This is a genomic window from Telluria sp. ZT3P25, from assembly GCF_059685895.1.
Map to the genome: position 1 here is coordinate 2,346,121 of NZ_JCASIJ010000001.1, position 26,620 is coordinate 2,372,740.

Sequence of the window (26,620 nt, forward strand, 5' to 3'; positions counted from 1 at the left end):
GACGGGGTCCAGGCTTTCATTGTTTGTGGGCGTCGTTCGGTACGCCGGGCCGGTTGACGGTGGGCGCGGCGCCACGCGGCAGGCTCGGCGTCGGTGCGCGCTTGACGTCCTCGCTTGGCCGCGCCGTGCCCAGTTTTTCACTCTTGATCGGCACCGTCGCCGCGCGCAGGGCGTACACGCTGCGTGGCGCTGCACCGGTGGCCGGCGCCGCTGCCGCCGTACCGGGCGCAGCATTGGCCGGCGCTGGCGCCGGGATACCGGCCCCGGGCGGCGTGACATCCGACGCTGCCCGTGCCGGCACGGGCGCGGCGCTGGCCAGCGCCGTGGGCGTCACGATCCGGAACCCTTCGCTTGCGGCGCGCTCGCGCCAGTGCTTGCTGACCCTGTCCATCGATGCCGCGAGCCGTTCTTTCTCTTCGGCCGCCTTGGCGGCGGCCTCGGCTTTCTTGGCAGAAGCCGCTTGCGCCTGCTTTGGCGATGGCGGTGGCAGTGCGGCCAGTGCGGTGCCGGCCAGCCCCATGCCGGCCGCAAATTTGAGCTTCAGGATCAGCTTCAGGATGGCATGGTTCGTCATTTCCCCTCCGTCTGGCGGGTTGCCGGTCCCTGCGGCGCCGCATTGCTGGCAGCGGGCGCCGGCTGGTTTGCCGCAGGCGCCGTGGCGCCACCGGTGTCGCCCGACTGCAGATTCGCTCCTGCCCGGCCGGCACTGGTGGGCTGGGTCGTGCCGCTCGATGGTCCCTGGCCCGACTCCTGCGTCGTGCCGCCCGTTTCTGCGCCGCTGGTATTGCCGCCCGATCCGCCGGCGATGCCTGGCGTGCCGCCGGCGTAGGTCGCGTCGGTTTCAGGCCGCGCCGTGCGCGCCATCACCTGGCCGCTGCTGCTGCCGCCCGCAGTCACCTGGCCCGGATAGCCGGTCTGGATGACGCCGTCCGAGGCGGCCGGCCGGTCGCGCTGGCAACCGGTGAGCAAGGCGCAGCATGCGGCCACGCCAGCAAGTATCAAATTAGAACGTTGGTTCATGGCAGTCCTTAATGGGCCGGGCCTGGTTGCGGACGGGGTCCGGGACCAGCGCTGCGGCCCTCCTGTGCCGGCGCGGCGGCGCCAGGAATCACGTTGCCGTCCTTGTCCAGGCCGGGCGGCACGCCGGTTTTCATTTGCTCGTACCACAGCCGGTGATGCGCCTTGGCCCAGTTCTCGTCCACGGTGCCGTGGCGCATCCCTTCGTAGGCGCCGGGCGTGCCGACCGTGCCGATGAATGCGTGTCCCATCGTGAACGCCATGTACAGCGCCGCGCCTGTCACGTGCAGCACGTTTGCCACCTGCATCACGTAGCGCGTCTGGCCGACCGCAAAATCCAGCACCAGGCCGGAGACCGACACGATCAGTCCCAACAGGGCCACACCGCCCCAGAACCAGGCCTTCTCGCCGGCATTGAAGAAACCGGCTGGCACGTGCTCATGGGTAATCAGCCCCCCACCCTTCTTGATCCACAGCCAGTCGGCGCGGTTATAGAAATTGCGCTTCAAGAAGGTAGCAAACATCAGGATCGAGCAAATCACGAACAGCGGGCCGACGAAGTTGTGCAGGTACTTCGAGAGGATCGCGACCCAGGAGAACACGTTGTGGCCCATCCACGGCAGGAAGATGTTCTTGCCATACATGATGATGATGCCCGTGACGCCCAGCGCGACGAAGGCAAACGCCGTGGCCCAGTGCACCTGCCGCTCCCAGCGGTTGAAGCGCTGGAGCTTGCGGCCCGACTCGGGCTGCGGTTCGGCCGGACCGATCGTCTTGTAGAACACGAAGATCGCCAGCGGCACGCCGAGCAGGATGAAGCCCGCGATGGTGGCCAGCGGGCCGTTGCGCAGATGGCGCCAGGTATTGCCGCCGCGCTGGACGATCACATTGCCCTCCTTGGTGCCGTACTGGCCCAGGTAATGGCGGTCCATGTGCACGCGGCCCGAATCGGTCGACAGCAGGCCCGGATCGGGCACGCGTGAGTCGGCCTCGATCTGCAGCATGGTCTGCTCTTCGGCATAGGCGGGCGTGGCGCGTTCATTCTTGCCCTGGGCCCAGGCGCCAGGCGCCATCAGTACGCCCAGTACCAGCAGCCCCAGACAGAGCATGGCGCGCAGCGCATTGGAAGTGGCTCGCATGATGTCTCCTCAGGGATTGGCGCGGTTGTACTCGTTCTGCTTGCCGTTGCGGTTCTCGACCGTGGCCCACCATGCCAGCCGGTCATTGTGGAAGCGGCGCTGGAAATGGCGGTCGTCCGGCTTGCCGGCGTACTCGCCCGCGATCCAGTGCGGGTGCTGGTCCACTTCGAGGCAGCCGGTCAGCAGCAGGGGCGCGGTCAGCGCGCAGACCTTGAGGATGCGGGTGCAATGGGTCATGTCGGGAACCTCCCCGGATCGTTCTGCGAATCGTTGGTCTTCTGGTTCACGCGTGGCAGATTGCCCTTGTTCGTGATCTGGCCACCGCGCTTGGGCTTGCCGTAAGCGATTTTCCAGCCCCACAGTTCAGGACCGTAGCCGCGCGTCTCGACCCGCTGGCGATAGATGTCGGCAATGATGTTGGCTTCGCCGCCGAGCAGCGCCTTGGTGCCGCACTGTTCGGCGCAGGCGGGCAGCTTGCCTTCGGCGATGCGGTTGCGGCCATACTTCTTGAATTCGGCTTCGGACGTGTCGGGCTCGGGACCGCCCGCGCAGAACGTGCACTTGTCCATCTTGCCGCGGTGGTTGAACAGGCCTGTTTCGGGAAACTGCGGCGCGCCGAACGGGCAGGCGTAGTAGCAGTAGCCGCAACCGATGCACTGGTCCTTGCTGTGCAACACGATGCCGTCTTCGGTGTGGTAGATGCAGTTGGTCGGGCACACCGCCAGGCACGGCGCATCGGTGCAGTGCATGCAGGCGACCGACACCGAACGCTCGCCCGGAATGCCATCGTTGATCGTCACCACGCGGCGCCGGTTGATGCCCCAGGCCAGTTCGTGCTCATTCTTGCAGGCGGTCACGCAGCCGTTGCAGTCGATGCAACGCTCGGTGTCGCAAATGAATTTCATTCTTGCGCTCATCGTATTTCTCCTGATGGTCGCGTCAGGCCCGTACCACGCGGCACAGCGACACTTTGGTTTCCTGCATCATCGTCACGGCGTCGTAGCCGTACGTCCAGCCGGTATTGATTGCCTCGCCGCGAACGATCGGCGCGCCGCCCTCCGGGTAGTTGTCTTTCAGGTCGTCGCCCATCCACCAGCCGCCGAAGTGGAACGGCGCCCACACCAGGCCCACCGGCACGCGCTCGGTCACCATCGCCATCATCTTCATCCGCGCCCCGGTCGGGGTTTCGAGCCAGACGTACTCGCCGATCTTGGCGCCGATCTGGACCGCATCGCTCGGGTTGATCTCGACGAACATGTTCTGCTGCAGTTCGGCCAGCCATGGATTCGAGCGCGTCTCTTCACCCCCGCCCTCGTATTCGACCAGCCGGCCGGACGTCATGATCAACGGGAAGTCCTTGGAAAAGTCGACCGCCTGCACCGACTTGTACAGCGTCGGCAGGCGCCAGTGGTTGGCCTTGTCGTCGTAGGTCGGGTATTGCGCGACCAGGTCGCGCCGCGGCGAGGCCAGCGGCTCGCGGTGGACCGGTACCGGATCGGGGAAGTTCCAGACATTGCAGCGGGCGCGCGCATTGCCGTACGGCGCGCAGCCGTGCGCGATGACGACGCGGATGATGCCGCCGGACAGGTCGGTCTTCCAGTTCTTGCCTTCGGCCATGGCCTGTTCTTGCGGCGTGAGCTCGGCCCACCACCCCAGCTTCTTCAGGAACACGTGGTCGAACTCGGGATAGCCAACGTCGAGTTCGCTATCCTTGTTGGCCGAGCCGTCCGCCGCCAGCAGGCTCTCGCCATTGTGCTCGACGCCCCAGTTGGCACGAAACGGCAGGCCGCCCTCGGCCACGCTCTTGCTCAGGTCATACAGGATCGGCGTGCCCGGATGCTTCATTTCCGGGGTGCCCCAGCACGGCCACGGCAGGCCGTAGTAATCGCCCTTGCACGGTCCGGAATCGGCGCGCAGCGTCGTCGGGTTGAACGTGTGCTTGTTTTCCATGTGCAGCTTGAGCCGCTCGGGCGAACAGCCCGAATAGCCGATGGTCCAGCACGAGCGGTTGATCTCGCGCAGGATGTCCTCGACCACCGGCTCGTTGTGCACCACCTTGATGGTCTTGCATAGCTGGTCGGCAAAGCCCAGCTTGCGCGCGAACAGGTACATGATTTCGTGGTCGGTCTTGCACTCGAACAGCGGCATGATCACGCGTTCGCGCCACTGGATCGAGCGGTTCGACGCCGTGCACGAGCCTTGCGTCTCGAACTGCGAGGCCGCCGGCAGCAGGTAGACGCCATCGGTGCGGCCATGCATCGCCGCCGTCATGCTCGGGTACGGGTCGATGACGACCATCATGTCGAGCTTTTGCATCGCCGCCTTCATGTCGGGCAGGCGGGTCTGGCTGTTGGGCGCGTGGCCCCAGTAGAACACGGCGCGCAGATTGCTCGGCCGGTCAATGAACTGGTTCTGCTCGTTGACGGCGTCGAACCAGCGCGACACCGTGATGCCGGGCTTTTCCATCAGCTCTTTCGAGCCGAAGCGCGATTTGATCCACTCGTAGTCGACGCCCCAGACCTCGGCGAAGTGCTTCCAGGCGCCCTCGGCCAGGCCGTAATAGCCAGGCAGCGAATCGCCGTTCGGGCCGACGTCGGTAGCGCCCTGCACATTGTCGTGGCCGCGATAGATGTTGGCGCCGCCACCCGGGACACCAATATTGCCCAGCGCCAGTTGCAGGATCGAGAGTGCGCGCACATTGGCGGTGCCCACGTGGTGCTGGGTAATGCCCATGCACCAGACCACCGATGACGGGCGGTTGAGGGCGAGCATTTCAGCCGTCAGGCGCACCGCCGACTCGGGCACGCCGGTGACGTCGGACACCTTGTCCGGCGTCCATTTAGCCACTTCCTTGCGCACCTCGTCCATGCCGGTGGTGCGCTCGCTGATGTATTTTTTGTCTTCCCAGCCGTTTTCGAAAATGTGCCACAGGATGCCCCAGACCAGCGGGATATCCGTGCCCGGCCGCACCCGCACGTAATGGTGGGCAAAGCGCGCCGTGCGCGTGAAGCGCGGATCGATGACGATCATCTTGGCGCCCAGTTCCTTGGCGTGCAGGAAGTGCAGCATCGAGATCGGATGCGCCTCGGCCGGATTGGAGCCGATGAACAGGACGGCCTTGCTGTGGTGCAGGTCGTTGAACGAGTTGGTCATTGCCCCGTAGCCGAAGGTCTGGGCCACGCCGGCCACCGTCGTCGAGTGGCAGATGCGCGCCTGGTGGTCGCAGTTGTTCGAGCCCCAGAAAGCCATGAACTTGCGCAGCAGGTAGGCTTGCTCGTTATTGTGTTTCGAACTGCCAATGAGCATCAGCGCATCGGGCCCGGCTTCCTCGCGCAGTTTAAGGAGCTTGTCGCCGATCTCGTTGATCGCCTGGTCCCACGACATGCGCACATATTTGCCATTGACCAGCTTCATCGGATAGCGCAGGCGATGCTCGCCAAAGGCATGCTCGCGGACTGAGGCGCCCTTGGCGCAATGCGCGCCCATATTGATCGGCGAATCGAAGGCGGCTTCCTGGCGTACCCAGACGCCATTGGCCACCACGGCGTCGACCGAGCAGCCAACCGAGCAGTGGCTGCACACCGTGCGCTTGACTTCGGTGGGCACGGGCGTATTGGGCAGCGGATCGGCTTGCGCCTGCTCGATGACGCCCAGGGGCAGATGGCGCCCCAGTGCGCCGGCGCCGGCGATGACGCCGGCACCAGCGAGGAAGCGGCGCCGTTTCAGGGCGCTGTCGCGCGTTGACTTAACCAGGGACATGGGGTGTTCCTATTGGATAGTGGGTCGTCGCTACCAGTAGGCAGCCGTCTGATAGTAGCGACGGATGTGCTCCGTCTCGTGGTAGCCGCGCTTTTCTGCAGGGTCGGCTGCAACCGGGGCGACCTCGGGCGCGGCCGCGGTCGCCGCGCCAGCCACCACCAGCGCGCCCAGTGGCGCGGCTTTCAGGAAGCTGCGCCGCGCCGGGTCGGGCAGCACGGCAGGCTGTTCTTTATCGTCCATGATTGTTCTGGGCATTGACTTGTTCTCCTACTTCAAAGGCTTGCGCCTCGATGGCCAGGAAGGCAGCGCCAAGGCGCGCTACCAGGCGGTAATAATTGGCGCCTTCGGCGGCGGCGATATCGTCCAGTGCGCGTTCGCACCATGGCGCGATATGGCGCTCGAAAAAGTGTTGTTGCTGCTCGATCGATGCACGCGCGCTGCCCGGCATGCCCAGGATCAGCACACGCATGGTCTCGCACAGCGCGCCCAGGTGGTCTTCGAACTCGCCGACGCCACGCGCACGGCGCAAACCCAGACGCGCCAGGTCGGCGCGCAGTTCGGCCAGCGGCGTGTCATTCATGAAGCCGGCGATGTAGCGCGAACCGTATGGATCGACTGGCGGCGTGCCGATGCTGATGAACAGGGTGTCGAACTCGGCAGCGACGGCGCTCGCATCCATCACGCTCGACGCCAGCGTCAGGTGCTCCCAGCAGCGCTCGAGTGCGGGGTCGCCGCCCTGTGCAACGATCGGGTTGCTACTGGCAAGAGCGTCGAGCAGCGCCATGTCGGGCGGTGCGAGCAACAGGCGCGCCAGGAGCGCGTACAGATCGGCCCGGGCCTGGTCATCTGGGCTGGGCGGCGCGTGGAGCGCGTGGCTGGCAGGGAGCTGGATGGCATGCATTGCAGGGTCGGTCGCCTGTAATTACGAGTAAGTCGCGGTACAAGGTGTAACTGAACGTTACTTGGAGTTTAGTTGTCGGGAAATTATCGGGGCGCACAATTGAGAATATCGATCTACGTTCGCGAGAATGCGCCGGCCACAGCACATGGCAGATCCGTAAAAGTCAGCCGCTCCTTCCGTGCGCGGGCCGGTCGGCTTATACTTTTATAAAATATTCAACACAGGAGGCGCTGCTTGACCATCGATGACCTCACCGTGCACCCCATGCCGGGCTGCCGGCCGGCGCTGTCCGATGCGCGCGCGGTCCTTACCCGCGACATACTGTCGATCGATGAACGCGGGCGCCGCAAGGTGCTGGCGATCCCCGCCGAGCGCCCCCTGACGGTATATGTCGACAAGCGCGAACTCGTCACACTGATGACGCTGGGCAGCGCGCCCGAAATGCTCACGCTCGGCTATCTGCGCAACCAGCGCCTGGTGCGCAAGCTGGCCGACATCGTCTCGATCCAGGTCGACTGGTCAGTCGACGCGGTGGCCGTCGTCACCCGCAGCGGCATTGCCGACATCGAACAGCGCACCGCAAAAAAAGTGGTCACGACCGGTTGCGGCCAGGGCTCGGTGTTCGGCGGCCTGATGGATGAAGTCGACAGCATCGTGCTGCCGCCCGATGCCCGCCTGACCCAGTCGAGCGTGTACCGCATCGTCGAGACCATCCGCACCCAGCAGTCAGTCTACAAGCAGGCCGGCTCGGTGCACGGCTGCGCACTGTTTACGCAGGATGGCGAGTTGCTGTACTTCGTCGAGGACGTGGGCCGCCACAATGCGGTGGACGCGATCGCCGGCCTGATGTGGCTGGACGGCGTGGATGGCGCCGACAAGATTTTTTATACCACCGGCCGCCTGACGTCCGAAATGGTGATCAAGGGTGCCCAGATGGGGATCCCGTTCCTGCTGTCGCGTTCGGGCACCACGCAGATGGGCCAGATGGTGGCCGGGCGTGTCGGCATGAGCCTGCTGACACGCTGCAGCGGCCGTCACTTCCTGCTGGTGGCGGGCCACGAGCGGCTGGTGTTCGAGCCGCAGCTGCTGGATACGCCACAAGTGCGGCCGGCCGGCGAGCCTGTCACCTGAATGGGCCTGCTCGAGGCGACGAGCGGCGCCTTCGCGTTGCTGCTGCGCGGCGATGCGGCGCTGTGGCATATCGTGTGGGTCTCGGTCAAGACCACGTTGTCGGGCCTGATCCTGGCAACGCCCCCGGCGGTGGTGCTCGGTTACCTGATCGCGATGCACCGGTTTCCGGGGCGGCGCATCGCCGTCTGGCTGGCGCAGGCCGCGTTGTCGCTGCCCACCGTGCTCATCGGCCTGCTGCTCTACCTGATGCTGTCGCGGCGCGGCCCGCTGGGCGATCTGGGATGGCTGTTCTCGCAGCCGGGGATCATCGCCGGCCAGTGCCTGATCGGCCTGCCGGTGCTGCTGGCGTTTACGCTGGCGGCCGTGCAGGCGCTCGATCCGCGCTACGCAGAAACCGCACTGGCCCACGGCGCCTCGCGCCTGCGTGTGATGTTCTCGGTCCTGCATGAAGCCCGTTATGGCGTGATGGCGGCCGTGATCAGCGGCTTCGGGCGCGTGATCTCGGAAGTGGGCTGCGCACTGATGGTAGGCGGCAATATCGAAGGCCACACCCGCACCATCACGACTGCCATCGCCCTAGAGACCAGCAAGGGCGACTTCGCCCAGGGCATCGCGCTGGGCATCGTGCTGGTGACGCTGGCGCTGGGCATGAACGGCGTGCTCGTGCTGTTGCAGGGCGACGCGCACAATCCGGGGGCGCGCCTGTGACGCCGCTCCTGTCCGTGCACGCGCTGCACAAGCGCCATGGCGAGCGCCTGCTGTTCGATATCGGGCGCCTCGACATCGCGGCCGGCGCTGCCTACGTGCTGACCGGCGCCAACGGATCGGGCAAGAGCACGCTGCTGCGCATGCTGGGTGGCCTGGAACGCAGCGCTGCCTGCAGCGTCGAGTTCGATGGCCTGCATCTGCCGCTCTACCCTTACCCCCGCCAATTGCGGCATGCGATCGTCTATGTGCACCAGCATCCGATCATGTTTTCCACCAGCGTGGCCCACAATATCGCCTATGGCCTGCTGGCGCGCGGCGGCGACCGGCGTCTGCTGCATGATTTGGTCGACGAAGCGATGGACTGGGCCGGCGTGACCCACCTGCGCGACAACGATCCGGCGCGCCTGTCCGGCGGCGAAAAGCAGCGTGTGGCGCTGGCGCGCGCCCGTGTGCTGCAGCCACGCCTGCTGCTGCTCGACGAGCCCACCGCGAACCTCGATGGCGCGGCGCGCGAACAGGTCATCGCCCTGATCCCGACCCTGATCGACCAGGGCGCCAGTGTGATCGTGGCCTGCCATGACCGCGATCTGATCAACCTGCCCGGCGTGCAGCGCCTCAAGCTGCGCGACGGGTGCCTCGAATCAAGATAATCCCAACCACCACCTGGAGAACCTCATGAAACGCCGCGTCGTCCTTGCCCTCGTGCTCATCCCCACCCTCGCCAGCTCCGCTGCCATGGCGCAGGACGTGATTCGCCTGTCGACCACTACCAGCACCGAAAACTCGGGCCTGCTCAAGCAGGTGCTGCCGGCCTTCGAGGCCGCCACCGGCGCCCGCGTGCAGGTCATCGCGGTCGGCACCGGCAAGGCCCTCGAGCTGGCCAAAAACGGCGACGTCGACGTGGCACTGGTCCACGCCCGCACGCTGGAAGACAAGTTTGTCGCCGAAGGCTGGGGCGTGGACCGGCGCGACGTCATGTACAACGACTTTATCGTGGTAGGACCGGAGGCCGATCCGGCGCGCATCAAGGGTTCAAAAGACGTGATCGACGCCTTCAGGCGCATCACTGCCGCCAACGTGCGCTTCATCTCGCGCGGCGACAATTCGGGGACCGACGTGATGGAGAAAGCCTACTGGCAGCAGGCCGGGACCAAACCGCAGGGAAGCAACTACGTATCGGCCGGGCTGGGCATGGGCGAAGTGCTCAATATGGCCGCCGAGATGCGGGCCTACACGCTGACCGACCGCGCCACTTACGGCGCGTACAAGGCCAGGACGGGCCTGGCGATCGTGGTCGAAGGCGACAAGCGGATGTACAACCCGTACGGGATCATCGCAGTCAACCCTGCGAAGCACCCGGGCGTGAACTACAAGGGCGCACAACAGCTGATCGAATGGATCACGTCGCCGCAAGGGCAGCGTCAGATCACGGGGTTCAAGCCAGCGGGCGAGCAGTTGTTCTTTCCGCCAGCGCGCTGACAGCGGTGTCGCCAGTACCGCATGAAAGCGCTTGAGCTCCCATGCGGTACTGGCCTTGCCGGTGTCAGAAGGTGCTGCTGGCCGCGCCGTGGGCCGGATCGACGTCGATCCCGCCGTGGTGTTCCAGGATGGCGGCAGCCCGTTCGAGCTGGAAGGCTTCTGCCACGGTCACCGTCATCATGCACAGATCGCCTCGAACGGCGGGCTTGAAGACGTCCTCGTAGTCGGTGCCGCCTTTGACAGCGGGCGAGTCGCCCACATAGAAATTGCTTTCGGCAGGACCGGCTTCGTCGGTGGTGACATTGACATTGATGCCCTCGCCGTCGAAACCCTCGGCCAGCAGGCCATTGCGCGCTGCCTCGGCCGCTTCGAAGTTGGGCAGCATGCGAACGATATGGTGATTCATGTTATCTCCTTGTTTCATTTGCAACCACCGTACCAGAATCTCGTGGTGCACGGCGCATGCCACTGACAGTCCGTGACACGCTCGTCGCCAAGCTGAATCCAAGTCAATTGCCACGCGGCAAACGAACGCCGGGAACGCGAAACCGTGGTGTATGCTCAATGCAATGCACGCAGATACCTGCGCGGCTTCACCAGACCGACGGCGTCGCAGGCGCTCTCGCCTCGGTGAAGCTCGAGAACGGCGTACTGCTACTGACCCTGCAAAAAGCAGGCTGACAAAGCACGTCGTCTGACCATTTACTGCGCAACGGGCCTTGCCCGAATCGCATGATGGTTCGCCGGAACGCACTGCAACGCATGACTGCGAAGCGGTGCGTTTTTTTATGCGTGCAAGTGACGCTGCAAAGCGACGCTGCAAAGCACGATGAATCGTCAGTAACAGACCGGTGCTGGACCGGAGATGCCGTGGCACCGCCCGGCTGGCAACAAGGTCCAGCGCAACACAGTACAACTAACCGAGAGGAGTCGACATGAACGAATCGAACGATCAGGGAAACAACGCAGGTAAATGGATTGGCGCCGCAGTGGCTGGCGCCCTGCTGATGTATGCATTCGACCCGGACCGCGGCCCGAAACGCCGTGCACGCGCCAAGGGCGCACTGCGCGACGCGCGTCACCGCGGCGCCGATAAACTCGAACACGCGCTGCACACTGCCGGCGAGCGCTTCGATTCGGCGCGCGAACGTGCCGAATCGGTGTACCTGCGCGCCGGCGCGCGCCTGGCTGGCGCCGCCCACGCTGCCGGTGACCGCCTGGCCGAAGCTTCGCACGAAACGCGCGATCGCCTCGAACGCACGCGCGGCCGCCTGGCCGAAGCCTCGTACGATGCGCGCGACCGCGCCTCGCACGCTGCGGCGCAGGCTGCCGATTATGCCCGTGACCGTGTTTCGCACGCCGCCGACACCGCGCGTGACCGCGTGTCGCACGCCGCCGACTCGGCGCGCAGCACCGCCGCCCGCGCGGCTGACGATGCACGCGACTACGCGGACGACGTCCGCTCGCGTGCGCACCACGTCGCCAACGATGCGCGTGACCGTGCCAGCTACGCTGCCGACAAGGCGCGCAGCAGCGCCAGTGACGCTGCCGACAAGGCCCGCAACAGCGCCGATGATGCCGCCGACCGCGCACGCGAACGTGCCGATATCGCCCGTGAAAACCTGGCGCAGGCCGCGCACAGCGCCGGCAACGGCGCCCGTGCCCGCGCCAGCGAGGTGGGCAACCAGGTACGCGAATGGACCGATCACCTGACGCAGGCCTTCGGCTCGCGCGGCCCGACGCTGACCAACTCGGCGCTGCTGGGCACCAGCGCGCTGAGCATCGTCGGCCTGGCGCGCCGTTCGCCGGCCGTCGCCCTGCTGGGCCTGGGCGCGCTGGCAGTGCTGCTGCGCAGCGACCGTGGCCGCAACCTGGTCGATTCGCTGCGTCACCGCGGCGACGCCAGCCGGGTCGAGGTCGAGAACAGCGTCTTCATCGATGCGTCGCCACGCGAAGTGTTCGATGCCTGGGCCGACGTGGAAAACTTCCCGCGCTTCATGTCGCACGTGACCGAAGTACGTGACCTCGGCCACCGCCGTTCGCACTGGGTCGTGCGCGGCCCGGCCGGCATGGAATACGCATGGAACGCGGTCATGACGGAGCAGTCGCGTCCGGATCGCCTGTCGTGGCGCAGCGAGCCAGGTTCGGAAATCGAACAGGACGGCAGCGTCACGTTCGAGTCGGTGAATGGCGGCACGCGCGCAACGGTGCACATCAGCTATGCGCCACCAGCGGGCGTGCTGGGCCACGGCGTGGCACGTATGCTGGGCGTCGATCCACAGCGTCAGATGGATGACGATCTGGCAGAGATGAAAGCGTTCATCGAACGCGGTGGTGCGCGTGGTGCTGGCCGCCGCTAACCCGTTCCTGCGTCGCCCCGCCTGACGGTAGGCGGCGCGACGGCGCAAGACCATGAATGGCCCCCAAGCGGGGCCATTCGTTCGTCCGGGCAGCGCTCAATCCGGAATGATCGCCGTGACTTCAATCTCCACCCGCGCGCGGTCTTCCATCAGACCCGTCACCTGCACGGCGGTCATGGCCGGATAATGGCGCCCGATGACGTCGCGGTAGGCTGCGCCCAGCGCCGGCCCCGCATCGAGATATTCGCGCTTGTCGAGCACATACCAGGTCATGCGCACGATGTGCTGCGGACCGGCGCCAGCTTCGCGCAGCACAGCCACGATATTGGCCAGCGCCTGACGCGACTGCCCGACGAAATCGTCCGTCTCGAACCGGCCTGCCGGCGTCCACCCAACCATCCCGCTGACATGCACCTGCGTGCCACGCGCAACAACGCCATTGGCGTAACCTTTGGGGCGCGGCCAGCCAGGCGGTTGCAAGAATTCCATCAAATCTCCAGGCATGTGGTCTCAGTGTTGCGGCGCGAGCAGTTCGCGCGCGATGATCAGGAGCTGCACTTCGCTGGCTCCCTCGTAGATGCGCAGGGCGCGGATCTCGCGGTACAGGCCTTCGACGACCTGACCCCGTTGCACGCCCTGCCCGCCAAACAGCTGCACCGCGCTGTCGATCACGCGCTGCGCCGATTCGGTTGCGGCCAGCTTGGCCATCGCCGCTTCTTTTGTCACGCGCTTGCCGCTGTCGCGCAGCCACGCCGCGCGGTAGGTCAGCAACGCGGCGGCGTCGATCTCCAGCGCCATCTGCGCCAGCCGGGCCTGCGTGAGCTGGAAGTCGGCCAGCAGCTTGCCGAACATGGGGCGCGCCTGCACATGCGCCAGTGCTTCTGCCATGGCGCGCCGCGCGAAGCCCAGCGCCGCTGCCGCCACCGATGTGCGAAACACGTCAAGCGTGGCCATCGCGATCTTGAAACCATCGCCTTCGACGCCGACCAGGCAGGCGGCTGGCACCCGGCAACCGTTGAAGCAGAGGCGCGCCAGCGGATGCGGCGCGATCACGTCGAGGCGCTCGGCGACTTCCAGGCCAGGCGTGGCTGCATCGACGATGAAGGCGGAAATACCAAGCGCGCTACGCTCGACCGCTTCGCCCGTGCGCGCGAACACAACATAGAAATCGGCGATGCCACCATTGGAGATCCAGGTTTTTTCGCCATCGAGCACCCAGGCATCACCGTCGCGGCGCGCGGCGCACTGCAAGGCGGCAACGTCGGAGCCAGCCGCGGGCTCGGACAGCGCAAAGGCGGCAATCGCGCTGCCATCGGCCACGCGCGGCAGCCAGGTGCTGCGCTGCGCAGCGCTGCCGAACAGCGAGATCGCACCGCTGCCAAGGCCCTGCATCGCAAACGCGAAGTCGGCCAGGCCGGCATGGCGCGCCAGCGTTTCGCGGATCAGGCAAATGGCGCGGGTGTCGATCGCGGCGTGCGCACCGCCATGCCCGACGCCAGCCACGGCGTGGCGCAGCCAGCCGCCCTGCCCCAGGCGCGCGACCAGCGCGCGGCAGACGGCGTCGACATCGGTTCCGCGCGCGTCGGCCAGGTTCGCCGCGGCCCAGGCGTCGAGTTCACGCGCCAGCACGCCATGGTGCGCATCGAAAAACGGCCAGTCGAGGACATCGGGTTCCATCAATTGCCTTCGAACTGCGGCCGCTGTTTGCCCACGAATGCCTGGTAGGCGCGCTGGAAATCCTGCGTCATCATGCAGATGGCCTGTGCCTGCGCCTCGGCCTCGATGGCTTCATCGACACCCATATTCCACTCCTGCTGCAGCATCTTCTTGGTCATGCCGTGCGCGAACGTCGGACCAGCGGCAAGCTGCGCGGCAAACGCCTGCGCCTGTGCGACTACATCGCCCGGTGCGCACAGGCGATTGAAGAAGCCCCAGCGCTCGCCCTCTTCGCCATCCATCGAGCGGCCCGTGTAGAGCAATTCGGCCGCGCGGCCCTGGCCGATCACGCGCGGCAGCAAGGCGCAGGCGCCCATGTCGCAGCCGGCCAGGCCCACGCGCGTGAACAGGAAGGCGGTGCGGCTGCGCGCCGTGGCGTAGCGGATGTCCGAGGCCAGCGCCAGGATCGCACCGGCGCCGGCGCACACGCCGTCCACCGCCGCGACGACCGGTTGCGGACAGGCGCGCATCGCTTTTACGAGGTCGCCCGTCATGCGCGTGAAGGCCAGCAGGCCCGGCATGTCCAGTTGCGTCAGCGGGCCGATGATCTCGTGCACGTCGCCGCCCGAACAGAAGTTCTCGCCCGCGCCGGTGAGCACGACCGCCTTGACGTCGTCCGCATAAGCCAGCGCGCGAAACAGGTCGCGCAGCTCGGCGTAGGCGGCGAATGTCAGCGGATTCTTGCGCTCGGGCCGGTCGAGCGTCAGGGTCGCTACCCGCGTGGCGGGATCCAGCGACAAGCCGACGTGCTGCGCCGCGTAGCCGGTCAGGCCCGTTCCATTGCCCGCTAGATCATGCATGCAGTGCTCCTGAGGACGCGTTGAAAAATGGACGAACCGGTCACGTAGCCGGCCGCCCGCGCGCCAGATTGCGCTCGAGTTGCTGCTTGCCGGGCGCGTACTGGCGTGGCCACGCGGCGCCAGTGTAGCCGATGCGCGCCGCCTCGTTCAGCGTCCACGCGGGATTGGCCAGGTGCGGACGCCCCACCGCGCACAGGTCGGCGCGACCGGCAGCGATGATGCTGTTGACGTGATCGGCCTCGCTGATGCCACCGACGGCGATCGTCGGGATGCCGGCCTCGTTGCGGATGCGGTCCGAAAACGGCGTCTGGTACATGCGGCCGTAGACTGGTTGTTCGGCCTTGCTGACCTGCCCCGACGAACAGTCGATCATGTCGGCGCCGGCTGCGCGAAACAGCCGCGCGATCTCCACGGCGTCACCCGGGGTGATGCCGCCATCGACCCAGTCATGGCTCGAGATGCGCACGCTGATCGGCAGATGCGCCGGCCAGGCCGCGCGCACGGCGGCAAACACGCGCAGCGGAAAGCGGCAGCGGTTCTCAAGACTGCCGCCGTAAGCATCAAGGCGCCGATTGGTCAGCGGCGAAATGAAACTCGACAGCAGGTAGCCGTGCGCGCAATGCAGTTCGAGCCAGTCGAAGCCTGCCTCGCTGGCAGCCAGCGTAGCGCGCACGAAATCGGCTTCGATCTGCGCCATGTCGGCCTCACTCGCCTCGCGCGCCACCTGCGACACGCCGGCCAGGTATTGCTGGGGCGACGCCGCCACGAGCGGCCAGTTCCCGTGCGCGAGCGGCTGGTCGATGCCTTCCCACATCGGCCGGGTCGAGCCCTTGGCGCCCGCATGCCCCAGCTGGATGCCGATTTTTGCATCGCTCGCCGCATGCACGAAGTCGACGATGCGGGCCCAGGCCTGCGTGTGTTCGGGGAGGTACAGGCCCGGGCAACGCGGGGTGATGCGCGCGTCGGCCGACACGCAGGTCATCTCGGCGATCACCAGGCCGGCCCCGCCCAACGCGCGCGCGCCGAGATGGGCCAGGTGATAGTCGCCCGCCACGCCGTCAACGCACGCGTACTGCGCCATCGGCGAGACGACCACGCGGTTCTTGAGCAGCACGTCGCGTACCCGCAATGGCGTAAACATCGGCGGCGTGGACGCCGTTGGCGCGGCCACGCCGGCCAGCGCTGCCGCCTGCACGGCAAAGCGGCGCTCGAAGCCTTTTATATAGGCGGGGTCGCGCAGGCGCAGGTTTTCATGCGACAGGCGCTGGCTGCGCGTGAGCAGCGAGTAGGCGAACGTGTCGGGCGGCATGGCGCTGTAACGCGTCACGTTCTCGAACCACTCGGTCGAATTGCGCGCCGCGCTTTGCAGCTTGCTCACTTCGGTCACGCGCGCGGCCTGGTAGCGCGCCAGCGCGGCCTCGATGCCGTCGTCCGGCTCGGCCGGCAGTTCGGCGGCCAGCGCGATGGCGTCTTCCAGCGCCAGTTTGGTGCCCGAGCCGATGGAGAAATGCGCCGTGTGCGCGGCGTCGCCCAGAAGCACCAGCGGCACGCGCCGGCCGTCGACGTCGAGCGCACCCACCCACTCGCGGCAGGTCAAACGCGCAAAGCGATGCCACATGGCGGCGCCGCCACGGCTGGCCTGGGTCAGGAGCGGCGCGCCGCCAAGAAGACTGGCGAACAGGCGCTCGCAAAACGCCAGCGTGGCCGCGGCATCCATGTCGGCCAGGCCGCTGGCGTGCCAGGTCGACTCCAGCGTCTCGACGATGAAGGTCGCGTTCTGCTCATCGTATTGGTAGGCGTGGGCCTGGAACCAGCCATGCTCGGTCGGCTCGAACGCGAACGTAAACGCGGCGAAGCGGCGCCGGGTGCCAAGCCACACGTAGCGGCAATTTTGTTCTTGCAAATCGGGCTGGAACACAGCGGCATGGCGCATGCGGATCGCGCTGTGCACGCCGTCGGCCGCCACCACCAGGTCAGCGCCATGGCAGCGCGCCAGCGCCACCTCATCCGTCACGTCGGTGTCGAACACGAGCGCCACGCCGGCTTCTTCGCAGCGCGCCTGCAGGATGCCGAGCAGGCGCTTGCGCGCGATGCCGCAAAAACCATGGCCGTGCGAGGTGACAGTGGCGCCCCCGATCTGCACGTCGATCGCATCCCAGCGGTTGAACGCGTGTTCGATGGCGCGCGCGCTGGGCGCATCGGCCAGCGCCAGATTGCCCAGCGTCTGGTCCGAAAACACGACGCCCCAGCCGAACGTATCGCCGGCCCGGTGGCGCTCGACGACCGTGACGGTGCGGCGCGGGTCGCGCAGTTTCATGAGCAGGCCGGCGTAGAGACCGGCCGGCCCGCCACCGACGCAGACGATGTTCATGGTCTCTCCTGATACTGGCATGGGCCTATCTTACCTGCGCCGATGCCTGACATGTCAACAAGGCGTCGCGCACACGCGACTCATTCCCTGTGGATAAGCCAATTTTTAGTACAATCAGGAAACGTTACCCCTGTATTCCCGCCATCTGTCGCGGGTCCGATCGATCAACCGTCCGCCACACATGTTCTACACCGCCCGCCAGATTGCGCCTTTGATCGTCACCACCACGCCGCAGCCGGCGCCGCAGCGATGAACAGGTCACCTGGGCGCTTTCGCCTGAACAGCCTGCGCAGCCGCCTGATGCTGCTGGTGCTGCTGGCCATCACGCCGATTGCGATCGTCACCGTGCTCGGAGGCCTGCGCGAGCGCGAAGCCGCGATCCGCGCGACGGAAGACAACCTCAAACGCCTGACAGCGCTGGCCGCCGCCAATGAAGCGCAGTCGATCGACCGCGCGCGCCAGATCCTGGTCGACCTGGCCAGCGTGCCGGACCTGATGGGCGACACGGCCGGCTGCAATGCGCTGCTGGCCAATGTCCTCGACCGCAACGAGCTGTATGTCAATTTTGGCCTCATCCAGCTCAATGGCGACGTCAGTTGCAGCGCGGTGCCGATGGTGCACCCGGTGAACCTGGGCGACCGCAGCCACTTCAAGCGCGCCGTCGCCGAACGCCGCTTCATCGCCGGCGACTATATTTTCGGGCGCGTGATCCGCCGCCATACGATCAACCTGACCTATCCGGTCACCGACCGCGACGGTAAGGTGGTGGCGGTCGTGTTTGCCGCAATGGACCTGGCGGGCCTGGACACCTTCGTCAACGACATCAGCCTGCCGGCCGGTTCGATCCTCGAGACGGCCGATGCATCGGGCAAGCTGATTTCGCGCCGCCCCGATCCCGAGCGCTGGTTCGGCAAGCGTGTGCCCGCCCCGCTGTTTGCGGCGATGCGCGGCCCGCACGACAGCGCCCGCGTGATCCAGGGCGAGGATGGCGTCGAGCGCCTGCACGCGTTCGCGCGCGTCGGGCCGCCGACGCTGTCCGACTATACGGTCACGATCGGCGTGCCGACCGAGACCATCACGCGCGTGGCGCGCGAAGCGCAGCTGATGTCGCTGCTCGGCCTGGGCCTGACGACCATCCTGGCCCTGCTGGCGGCCTGGCTGGCGGGCGACAAGCTGATTGTCCGGCGCGTGCGCAAGCTGATGACGGTGGCGCGCCGGATTGCCGCCGGCGAACTCGATGCCCGCACCGGCATCGGGTCGAACAGCGAGGAAATCGGCCGGCTGGCCGCGGCCCTGGACGAGATGGCCGAGCATCTGCAACAGAAAGAAGCCCAGCGCAGCCTGGCCGAGCGCGAACTGCGCGCTGCCGACCAGCGCAAGGACGAATTCCTGGCGATGCTGGCGCACGAACTGCGCAACCCGCTCGCGCCGATCAGCACCGGCGCCCATCTGCTCAAGCTGCTCCATTCGGACAATGCGCAGATCACGCAGACCTGCGCCATCATTGCGCGCCAGGTCGAGCACATGACGAGCCTCGTCGATGACCTGCTGGATGTCTCGCGCGTGACGCGCGGGCTGGTGACGCTGTCGACCCAGATCCTCGACCTGCGCAAGGTGGTCGACGACGCGGCCGAGCAGATCCGGCCCCTGATGCTGGCGCGGCGCCACAAGGTGGTGCTGGACATGCCGCCCGAACCGGCCAGCGTCAAGGGCGACCACAAGCGCCTGGTGCAGGTCGTGGCCAACCTGCTGGGCAACGCGACCAAGTACACGCCCGAGGGCGGCCACATCACGCTGCACCTGGCGCAGCAGGGCGACGCGTGGGTCATCGACGTGACCGACGATGGCATCGGGATGGATGCGCGCCTCGTCGAGCGCGTCTTCGATCTGTTCACCCAGGCCGAGCGCACGCCGGACCGCTCGCAGGGCGGCCTGGGCCTGGGCCTGGCGCTGGCCCGCAGCCTGGTCGAACTGCACGGCGGCAGCGTCGGCGCGATGAGCGCCGGCCCCGGCCTGGGCAGCACGTTCACGGTGCGCCTGCCGTGCTTTGCGCAAGCGGCTCCGGCCGCGCCGGTTGCGTCGCCGCTGGCCGGCAGTGCCAGCGCCACCGGCCCCCTGCGCATCCTCGTGGTGGATGACAATCTGGATGCCGCCCAGACGCTGAGCCTGTTCTTGCGCGCAAGCGGCCACACGGTCGAAGTGGTCTATTGCGCGCTGGACGCGATCGATGTCGCTGCCGTGTTCAAGCCCCAGGTCTGCCTGCTCGACATCGGCCTGCCCGATATCGACGGCAACGAACTGGCGCGGCGCCTGCGCGCGTTGCCGGGCATGGAGGGCGCAACGCTCATCGCGGCGACCGGCTATGGACGCCAGCAGGACCGCGAACAGGCGCGCCAGGCGGGGTTCGACCACTATCTGGTCAAGCCGCTCAACACGCTGCAATTGGGCGATCTCCTGGCGCAGGCAGGCACCTGCTGAAGCCGGTACCGTAACTGAACCGCCCTTTCGGGCGGGGTCGTTTCATTAGTGCAACAAAGCGCCAGATTGTGCGTGACAAGCATCAGTACACCTGCATAGAATTTGCTCCAATAAAATATAATATGCTCCGGAGAAATTCCGTGCGGCGTGCCTAAAAGGATGCTTCATGCCAATTCCTCCAGATGACATCGCGCAGTGGCGCACCAAGGTCTTTACGACCATCCTGCCGATCGTGGTGGCGCTGGGATTTGTTGCGGCTGTTCCCAGCATCCCGTTGCTCATCGCGAAGGGCAACTGGCCGGTCATCGTCATGGATCTGGTGGCAATGGCATGGCTGCTGGCGATCTGGCGACTTGACCGTTTCTCGCACACGGCGCGCGTTCTCAATTTCATTGCGATGCTGTTCCTGGTATCCGTCGGCCTGCTGTTTGCGGTGGGCCCAGTTGGCCTGGTCTACATGACGGCCCTGCCCGCGCTGGCAGTCATCCTGCTCGGCATGCGCCAGGCCCTCATCATCCTGGCCCTGGGCGCCGCCTGCGTGCTGCTGCTTGGCGTGAACGGCAAGGTGCACCTGTATGTCCCCGGCCTGGAGCAGAACGGTCTGGCATCGGCGATCGTGGTCGTCATCAACTTCTGCTGCGTTGGCGTCCTGATCACGATTACCAGCGGCACGCTGCTCAAGGGCCTGGCACGGTCGCTCCTCGAATCCCGCACGGCTGCCGCAGGTCTCGAAGCGGGCCAGTTGCGCCTGCACGCCGTCAATGACGAACTGCGCCTGACAGCAGCCGCAGTCGCGCGCCTGAACGACATGGTGATGATCGCGCGCATGGTCGACGTGCCCGGCGCCGAACAGCCGATCATTTTTGCCAACGACGCCCTGCTGCGCCACACCGGTTACGCGCGCGAAGAAATCATCGGGCGCAGCGTGCGCATGCTCGAAGGGCCCGACACCGACCAGGAGACGGTCAGGCGCGTCATCACCGCCGTAATGCACAAGGAAGCCGCCAGTGCCGAAATGGTCCTGTACACGAAACACGGCACGCCGTACTGGGTAGAGGCCGAGATGGTGCCGTTCTCCGGCGACAGTGGCGCGATCACGCACTGGCTGATTGTCAGCCGCGACGTGACGGAGCGGCGCAACGCTGCCGACGCGATCCACCGCCTTGCGTTCTACGACGTGCTGACCGGCCTGCCGAACCGGCGCCTGCTGATGGAGCGGCTCGATGTGGCGGTGGCCGGCGCCCGCGCGGGCGGATCGATGGCGGCCGTGCTGTACGTCGACATCGACAACTTCAAGACCGTCAACGACGCACGCGGCCATGCCATCGGCGACCAGCTGCTCAAGAACGTGGCCGATCGCCTGGTGGCGATGACGGGCGACGACGGCTGCGTGGCACGCCTGGGCGGGGATGAATTTGTCGTCCTGCTCGACGCGCTGGGCCAGCATGCGGACCGGGCCACCGACCGCGCGCTGGCCGTGGCCGAGCGGATCCGGGCAGCGCTCGCCGACAAGATCGTCATCGACGCCCAGCGCTACTACGCCACCAGCAGCATCGGCGTTGCGCTCACCGCACCCGACAATGCGCAGCACACGGTGCACGACCTGCTGCGCGAAGCCGACACCGCGATGTACCACGCAAAGTCGCGCGGCCGCAATGGCGTGGCGCTGTTTGAACCGGGCATGCTGTCTGACGCCGAAGGCCGCCTGACGCTCGAGCGCGACCTGGGCCAGGCGCTCGACAACGGCGAGCTGTCGCTGCACCTGCAACTGCAGGTCGATGGCGCGCGCATGCCGAGCGGCGCCGAACTGCTGATGCGCTGGCGCCGCAAGGACGGCAGCAGCGTGCCGCCCGACGTGTTCATCCCGGTGGCTGAATCAAGTGGCCTGATCGTGGCGCTGGGTGACTGGGTGCTGCGCGAAGCCTGCCTCGCCTGGCACGTGCTCGACCGCGCCGGCCACCGCTTCCCGCTGTCGGTCAATGTCAGCCCGATGCAGTTCCGCCAGCACGACTTCGTCACGCGCGTCGAAGCGATCCTGCACGAGACCGGCGTGCCGCCCGGGCAGCTGATCTTCGAGATCACCGAAGGCTTGCTGATCGATCGTCTTGACCAGACCATCGAGCGGATGCATGCACTGGCCGCTCTCGGAATCCGCATCTCGATCGACGATTTCGGCACCGGCTATTCGAGCCTGTCGTACCTGACCCGGATGCCGTTGTACGAACTGAAGATCGACAAGAGCTTCATCCGCGACACCCCGCACGACAAGAACGGCACCGCCATCGTGCAGTCGATCCTGGCGATGGCCGGCCACCTGGGCCTGCGCGTCGTGGCCGAAGGCGTCGAGACATCGGCCCAGGCCGAGTACCTGGCCGCGCACGGCAACGCCTGCATGCAGGGTTATCTGTTCCACCGGCCGATGCCGCTCGAGGCGCTGCTGGCCGAACTGCAGGCTGCGCCCCAGGCCAGTTTGTCCGCCGCCTGATCAACAGCGTCGCCACGGGCGGCGCCGATCCATTATCATCTTGTCTCGAACAGGGAGATGTTGATGGATGAAGTGGGAATCGTGCTGGCCATGCTGCTGGCGGTGGTGGCCAGCGGCTACCTGGTGCGCATGCTGCCGTTCGCGGTGCCGCTGCCGCTGATGCAGATCGCGCTTGGCGCGGCCATTGCCGGCAGCACCGGCCATGGGGTGCGGCTCGAACCGCATATCTTCTTCCTCGTGTTCCTGCCGCCGCTGCTGTTTCTCGACGGCTGGCGCATCCCCAAGGTCGGGCTGTTCCGCGACCGCTCCACGATCCTCGAACTGGCCCTGGGCCTGGTGTTGTTTACCGTACTGGGCGCGGGCTTCCTGATCCACTGGCTGATTCCGTCGCTGCCGCTGGCCGTGTGCTTCGCCCTCGCCGCGATCCTGGCGCCCACCGATCCGGTCGCGGTGTCGTCCATCGCCGCGCGCGTGCCGATCCCGCCGCGCCTGATGCATATCCTCGAGGGCGAATCGCTGCTGAACGACGCCAGTGGCCTGGTGTGCTTCCGCTTCGCGGTGGCCGCTGCCCTCACCGGCACCTTTTCGCTGGGCGAAGCCACGCTGACGTTTCTGTGGGTCGCGCTGGCGGGCGTGGCCATCGGCGTGGGCATCACGGTGGGCGTGAGCTGGGCCCAGCGCCAGCTGGCCGCGCGTATCGGCGAGGAAAGCGGCTCGCCGATCCTGATCAACCTGCTGATGCCGTTCGGCGCCTATCTGGCAGCCGAACATCTGGGCGCCTCGGGCATCCTGGCAGCAGTCGCGGCCGGCGTAACGATGAGCTACGTTGAATTGAGCGGGCGCGCGGCAGCCACGACGCGCGTGCGGCGCGCGGTGGTATGGGACACGGTACAGTTCGCGCTCAACGGCATCATGTTCGTGCTGCTGGGCGAGCAGCTCCCCGATATTCTCGAAGCAGCCCTGGTCGCACCTGAACTGCCGCGTGCGAACGATGTGTGGTGGCTGGTCACCAACGCACTGGCCATCAGTTTTGGCCTGATCCTGCTGCGCTTCGTCTGGGTCTGGGTCTCGCTGCGCCTGACGCTGCTCAATGCCCGGCGCCAGAAGCTGCCGGAATACCGCCCGAATCCGCGCCTGATCCTGGCCACTTCGCTGGCCGGCGTGCGCGGCGCGATCACGCTGGCCGGCGTGCTCACGTTGCCGTTGGCGATGCCGGGCGGCGCGCCCTTCCCGGGGCGCGACCTCGTGATTTTTTTGGCCAGCGCCGTGATTGTCGTCTCGCTCGTGCTGGCCAGTGTCGGGCTGCCACGCGTGCTGCGCGGCCTCGAACTGCCGCACGATTCAGCGCATGACAGCGAAGAAGCAAATGCGCGCCATGCCGCCGCGCTGGCCGCACTCGAAGCCATCGCGAATGCACCGCCCCCGCCGCCCACCTCGGGCTGCGATGCGCAAGGCGCGGTCGAGATGCATGCCAGCGCGATCGACCAGGTGCGCAGCCTGTACCAATATCGCCTGGATGGCGGGATTGGCGGCGGCGGGGGCGACGTCGGTCCGGCGCAAGCGCGCGCCGCGGAAGACGCCGAGCGTCATTACCGCCTGGCGGCGCTGGAACACGAACGGGCCGTACTGCTACGCATGGCGCGTAACAACACCCTGTCGGACGAAGTCGCGCGCAAGCTGCTGCGCGAGATCGACCTGGTCGAGGCGCGCTATCGCTGAACCGGGCCTGCTGAAGGCTGTCCCGCACTCCGTTATCTTGCGTACAGTGCGGGCCCCTGCCCGGGCGTAGCATCGACGCGATACCCACCATTCGCGAAACCGCCATGCCCAGCCAGAACACCGATGCCGTCGACGCACTCGACACCAAAGATTCCACCAGCGCCGCGCGCGCGGCCGGCCTGCGCTACGTGCACGATGGCCGCGCCGGCATCCACCGCGAGGCCGTCAAGGACGGCTTTCGCTACCTGGACGCGCACGGCGCGCCGGTGGAGGATGAAACCACGCTAGCGCGCATCAAGGGCCTGGTGATTCCGCCCGCGTGGCAGGACGTCTGGATCTGCGCGCAGGCCAACGGCCACCTGCAGGCGACAGGACGCGATGCGCGCGGGCGCAAGCAATACCGCTATCACCCAAAGTGGCGCACGGCGCGCGATGAAGTGAAGTACGAACGCATGCTCAAGTTCGGCGACGCGCTGCCGGCGATCCGGCACGAAGTGGACCGCGCCCTCAAGCTGCCGGGCCTGCCGCGCGAAAAGGTGCTGGCCACGATTGTTTACCTGCTCGAAGCGACGATGATGCGGGTCGGGAACGAGGAATACGCGCGCACCAACAAATCGTTTGGCCTGACGACGCTGCGTAACCGCCACGTGAAAGTCGACGGCAGCGATGTGCAGTTCAGCTTCCGTGGCAAGAGCGGCGTGTACCACAAGGTCAAGGTGCACGACCGGCGCCTGGCCGGCATCGTCAAGCGCACGCGCGACCTGCCGGGCCAGGAACTGTTCCAGTACATCGACGAAGATGGCGAGACGCACAGTGTTGACTCCAGCGACGTCAACGACTACCTGCGCAACATCACCGGCGAAGAGTACACGGCCAAGGATTTCCGTACCTGGTCAGGCACCGTGCTGGCAGCGCTGGCTCTGCAGGAATTTGAAAAATTCGACTCCGAGACGCAGGCAAAGAAGAACATCGTGCGCGCGATCGAATCGGTGGCCGAAAAGCTTGGCAACACGCCGACGATCTGCCGCAAGTGCTACGTGCACCCGGCCGTGCTGGACGCCTACCTCGAGGGCGCGCCGCTTGACGTGATGCGCGAACGGACCGAAGAAAAGCTGGCCGAAGACCTGCATGCGCTGCAGCCCGAAGAAGCGGCCGTGCTGGCAATGTTGCAGCAGCGGCTCAGGCACGAAGAAGAAAAGCCACGCGCGGCGCCGCGCAAGAAGGCTGCGCCGAAAGCAGCGACGAAAGCAGCAGCAAAGAAGCCGGCACGACGTCGCGAGCCGGTCGCAGCATAAAACCAGGTGGTCAACGACCCGGCTAGACCGGGTGGTTGAACACCTGGCGCAGGTAGGCGATGTAGGTGACGTCGGTGCACTGCGACTTGCCCGGCTCGTCCGACAGCTTGGCCACCGGCTGGCCGTTGCAGCGCACGAGCTTCATGACGATATTGATCGCCGGGAAAGGGGTGTCGTTGGTCAGCTTGGTGCCGATGCCAAAGCCCGTCATTACCCGGTCGGCGAAATGCCGATACAGGTTCAGGGCCTTTGGGATGGTCAGCGCATCCGAGAACACGAGGCGCTTGGTGCGCGCGTTGATGCGCAGGCGCGCGTAATGGGCCAGCGCCTTTTCGCCCCACACGACCGGATCGCCCGAGTCGTGGCGCAGGCCGTCGAACAGCTTGGCGAAGTACAGGTCGAAGTCGGCCAGAAACGCGTCCATGCCGACGACATCGGTCAGCGCCGTGCCCAAATCGCCCCGGTATTCCTGCACCCAGTTCTCGAGCGCGGCGCTCTGGAAGTCGACCAGGCGCGTGCCGAAGGCCTGGTGCGCCTGCAGGTATTCATGCGCCATCGTGCCGATCGGGACCAGGTTGAACTTGTAGGCCAGGTAGACGTTCGAGGTGCCCTTGAAGTAGACCGGCAGCTCGCGCGCCAGCGTCTGCACCACTTCGTCGTGCCACTCGCCCGAAAAGCGGCGGCGCACGCCAAAGTCGAAGAACTCGAACGGGTTGGCGCGCGGGGCTTCTTCGCCAAAGGCGCGCAGCTCGTCGATCTTCTGGCGCAGGCGCGCACGCGCCACGTCCATGGCCTCAGCCTGGTCGAAGCGGCGGAAATACAGCTCGTTGACGATATACAGTACGAAGATTTCATAGCCCATCACGTGCACCAGCGGGCCGCTGGCGCGGATGCGCAGGTGCGGGCCGTCGGTCGTGACCTCGATGAACTTGCGCTGGAAGCGAAACAGCGTGAGGAAATCGGCGAAGTCGCCCTTGATGAAGCGCAGTCCGCGCAGGTAGGCGACTTCGTGCTCGGTAAACATCATCGAGCACAGGTGATCGAGCTCGCGTTCGATGTCTTCCTTGAGCTCCGCCAGCGGATAAGCCGGCTCGTTACGGCAGCGGAATTCGTACTCGCCCGTCGCGCCCGGATGGCTGTGCAGCAAGGCTTGCCACATCGTGAATTTGTACAGATCGGTTTCAAGCAGGCTGCGAACTACTGGTTTCATCGTTGCTCCAGGTCGATGATGGGTCGGGCCGGCCTGACCAGGCCAGCCGGGG

At 66.3% G+C, this 26,620-nt stretch carries 23 protein-coding genes; 9 read left to right on the forward strand and 14 right to left on the reverse strand.

Going from position 1 to position 26,620, the window contains the following annotated elements; translation table 11 throughout:
* Positions 1–16: 16 nt before the first annotated feature.
* Genes AC56LY_RS10490 through AC56LY_RS10525 form a run of 8 tightly spaced genes read right to left on the reverse strand, consistent with a single transcriptional unit; the run spans position 17 to position 6,816 of the window.
* Complete coding sequence (locus AC56LY_RS10490; RefSeq protein WP_499579071.1) at positions 17–574, reverse strand: hypothetical protein; 558 nt, start codon at positions 572–574, stop codon at positions 17–19.
* A complete protein-coding gene (locus AC56LY_RS10495) occupies positions 571–1,020 on the reverse strand; it encodes a hypothetical protein (RefSeq protein ID WP_499579073.1) in 450 nt (149 codons plus the stop codon). The genes AC56LY_RS10490 and AC56LY_RS10495 overlap by 4 nt, the downstream gene beginning before the upstream one ends.
* Positions 1,021–1,028: 8 nt before the next feature.
* Positions 1,029–2,156, reverse strand: a complete 1,128-nt coding sequence (locus AC56LY_RS10500; RefSeq protein ID WP_499579075.1) for a formate dehydrogenase subunit gamma — start codon at positions 2,154–2,156, stop codon at positions 1,029–1,031.
* Between the two features lie 9 nt (positions 2,157–2,165).
* Positions 2,166–2,393 (reverse strand): hypothetical protein, encoded by a 228-nt coding sequence (locus tag AC56LY_RS10505; protein ID WP_499579077.1) that lies wholly within the window; start codon positions 2,391–2,393, stop codon positions 2,166–2,168.
* Positions 2,390–3,061 (reverse strand): formate dehydrogenase FDH3 subunit beta, encoded by a 672-nt coding sequence (fdh3B, locus tag AC56LY_RS10510; RefSeq protein WP_499579078.1) that lies wholly within the window; start codon positions 3,059–3,061, stop codon positions 2,390–2,392. Before fdh3B ends, AC56LY_RS10505 begins: the two co-directional genes overlap by 4 nt.
* 34 nt (positions 3,062–3,095) lie before the next feature.
* Positions 3,096–5,915, reverse strand: a complete 2,820-nt coding sequence (locus AC56LY_RS10515; RefSeq protein WP_499579081.1) for a formate dehydrogenase subunit alpha — start codon at positions 5,913–5,915, stop codon at positions 3,096–3,098.
* Positions 5,916–5,945: 30 nt separating this feature from the next.
* A complete protein-coding gene (locus AC56LY_RS10520) occupies positions 5,946–6,155 on the reverse strand; it encodes a formate dehydrogenase (protein WP_258834618.1) in 210 nt (69 codons plus the stop codon).
* On the reverse strand, positions 6,145–6,816 hold the full coding sequence (locus AC56LY_RS10525) for a TorD/DmsD family molecular chaperone (RefSeq protein ID WP_499579085.1): 672 nt from the start codon (positions 6,814–6,816) through the stop codon (positions 6,145–6,147). Before AC56LY_RS10525 ends, AC56LY_RS10520 begins: the two co-directional genes overlap by 11 nt.
* 264 nt (positions 6,817–7,080) lie before the next feature.
* On the opposite strand from AC56LY_RS10525, the gene AC56LY_RS10530 reads away from it, so the two are divergent.
* From AC56LY_RS10530 to AC56LY_RS10545, 4 genes are read left to right on the forward strand one after another with little or no spacing between them, the layout of a single operon-like run.
* Positions 7,081–7,947, forward strand: a complete 867-nt coding sequence (locus AC56LY_RS10530; protein ID WP_499582018.1) for a formate dehydrogenase accessory sulfurtransferase FdhD — start codon at positions 7,081–7,083, stop codon at positions 7,945–7,947.
* Positions 7,948–8,655 carry an ABC transporter permease gene (locus tag AC56LY_RS10535; RefSeq protein ID WP_258834620.1) on the forward strand — a complete coding sequence of 236 codons (708 nt, stop codon included), beginning with the start codon at positions 7,948–7,950 and terminating at the stop codon, positions 8,653–8,655. It begins immediately after the preceding gene.
* Positions 8,652–9,305 (forward strand): energy-coupling factor ABC transporter ATP-binding protein, encoded by a 654-nt coding sequence (locus tag AC56LY_RS10540; RefSeq protein ID WP_499579089.1) that lies wholly within the window; start codon positions 8,652–8,654, stop codon positions 9,303–9,305. Before AC56LY_RS10535 ends, AC56LY_RS10540 begins: the two co-directional genes overlap by 4 nt.
* 25 nt (positions 9,306–9,330) lie before the next feature.
* Positions 9,331–10,134: an ABC transporter substrate-binding protein gene (locus AC56LY_RS10545; RefSeq protein WP_499502821.1), complete on the forward strand. Its 804-nt coding sequence runs from the start codon at positions 9,331–9,333 to the stop codon at positions 10,132–10,134.
* 64 nt (positions 10,135–10,198) lie between these two features.
* Here AC56LY_RS10545 and AC56LY_RS10550 read toward each other — a convergent pair whose 3' ends face one another.
* A complete protein-coding gene (locus AC56LY_RS10550) occupies positions 10,199–10,540 on the reverse strand; it encodes a hypothetical protein (RefSeq protein WP_499579092.1) in 342 nt (113 codons plus the stop codon).
* 529 nt (positions 10,541–11,069) lie between these two features.
* On the opposite strand from AC56LY_RS10550, the gene AC56LY_RS10555 reads away from it, so the two are divergent.
* Complete coding sequence (locus tag AC56LY_RS10555) at positions 11,070–12,494, forward strand: SRPBCC family protein (RefSeq protein WP_499579094.1); 1,425 nt, start codon at positions 11,070–11,072, stop codon at positions 12,492–12,494.
* Between the two features lie 96 nt (positions 12,495–12,590).
* Here the strand turns inward: AC56LY_RS10555 and AC56LY_RS10560 are convergent, their stop codons facing one another.
* From AC56LY_RS10560 to AC56LY_RS10575, 4 genes are read right to left on the reverse strand one after another with little or no spacing between them, the layout of a single operon-like run.
* Positions 12,591–12,983, reverse strand: a complete 393-nt coding sequence (locus AC56LY_RS10560; RefSeq protein WP_499579096.1) for a RidA family protein — start codon at positions 12,981–12,983, stop codon at positions 12,591–12,593.
* 21 nt (positions 12,984–13,004) lie between these two features.
* The gene (locus tag AC56LY_RS10565) at positions 13,005–14,171 is read right to left on the reverse strand and encodes an acyl-CoA dehydrogenase family protein (RefSeq protein WP_499579099.1); all 1,167 of its coding nucleotides are present in this window, start codon (positions 14,169–14,171) and stop codon (positions 13,005–13,007) included.
* Positions 14,171–15,010 (reverse strand): enoyl-CoA hydratase family protein, encoded by an 840-nt coding sequence (locus tag AC56LY_RS10570; RefSeq protein WP_499579101.1) that lies wholly within the window; start codon positions 15,008–15,010, stop codon positions 14,171–14,173. The genes AC56LY_RS10565 and AC56LY_RS10570 overlap by 1 nt, the downstream gene beginning before the upstream one ends.
* 40 nt (positions 15,011–15,050) lie before the next feature.
* Positions 15,051–17,381: a bifunctional salicylyl-CoA 5-hydroxylase/oxidoreductase gene (locus tag AC56LY_RS10575; protein ID WP_499579103.1), complete on the reverse strand. Its 2,331-nt coding sequence runs from the start codon at positions 17,379–17,381 to the stop codon at positions 15,051–15,053.
* 249 nt (positions 17,382–17,630) lie between these two features.
* Between AC56LY_RS10575 and AC56LY_RS10580 the strand changes: the two genes are divergently transcribed.
* The 4 genes from AC56LY_RS10580 to AC56LY_RS10595 all read left to right on the forward strand — a co-directional run bounded on the left by AC56LY_RS10580 (position 17,631) and on the right by AC56LY_RS10595 (position 25,358).
* Positions 17,631–19,859 carry a hybrid sensor histidine kinase/response regulator gene (locus tag AC56LY_RS10580; protein WP_499579106.1) on the forward strand — a complete coding sequence of 743 codons (2,229 nt, stop codon included), beginning with the start codon at positions 17,631–17,633 and terminating at the stop codon, positions 19,857–19,859.
* A gap of 166 nt (positions 19,860–20,025) precedes the next feature.
* On the forward strand, positions 20,026–22,344 hold the full coding sequence (locus tag AC56LY_RS10585; protein WP_499579108.1) for a putative bifunctional diguanylate cyclase/phosphodiesterase: 2,319 nt from the start codon (positions 20,026–20,028) through the stop codon (positions 22,342–22,344).
* Positions 22,345–22,407: 63 nt separating this feature from the next.
* On the forward strand, positions 22,408–24,063 hold the full coding sequence (locus AC56LY_RS10590) for a Na+/H+ antiporter (RefSeq protein ID WP_499579110.1): 1,656 nt from the start codon (positions 22,408–22,410) through the stop codon (positions 24,061–24,063).
* Positions 24,064–24,167: 104 nt separating this feature from the next.
* Positions 24,168–25,358 (forward strand): DNA topoisomerase IB, encoded by a 1,191-nt coding sequence (locus AC56LY_RS10595; protein WP_499579112.1) that lies wholly within the window; start codon positions 24,168–24,170, stop codon positions 25,356–25,358.
* 22 nt (positions 25,359–25,380) lie between these two features.
* On the opposite strand, the gene pncB is transcribed toward AC56LY_RS10595, so the two are convergent.
* A complete protein-coding gene (gene pncB / locus AC56LY_RS10600) occupies positions 25,381–26,568 on the reverse strand; it encodes a nicotinate phosphoribosyltransferase (RefSeq protein ID WP_258834633.1) in 1,188 nt (395 codons plus the stop codon).
* Positions 26,569–26,620: the final 52 nt, after the last annotated feature.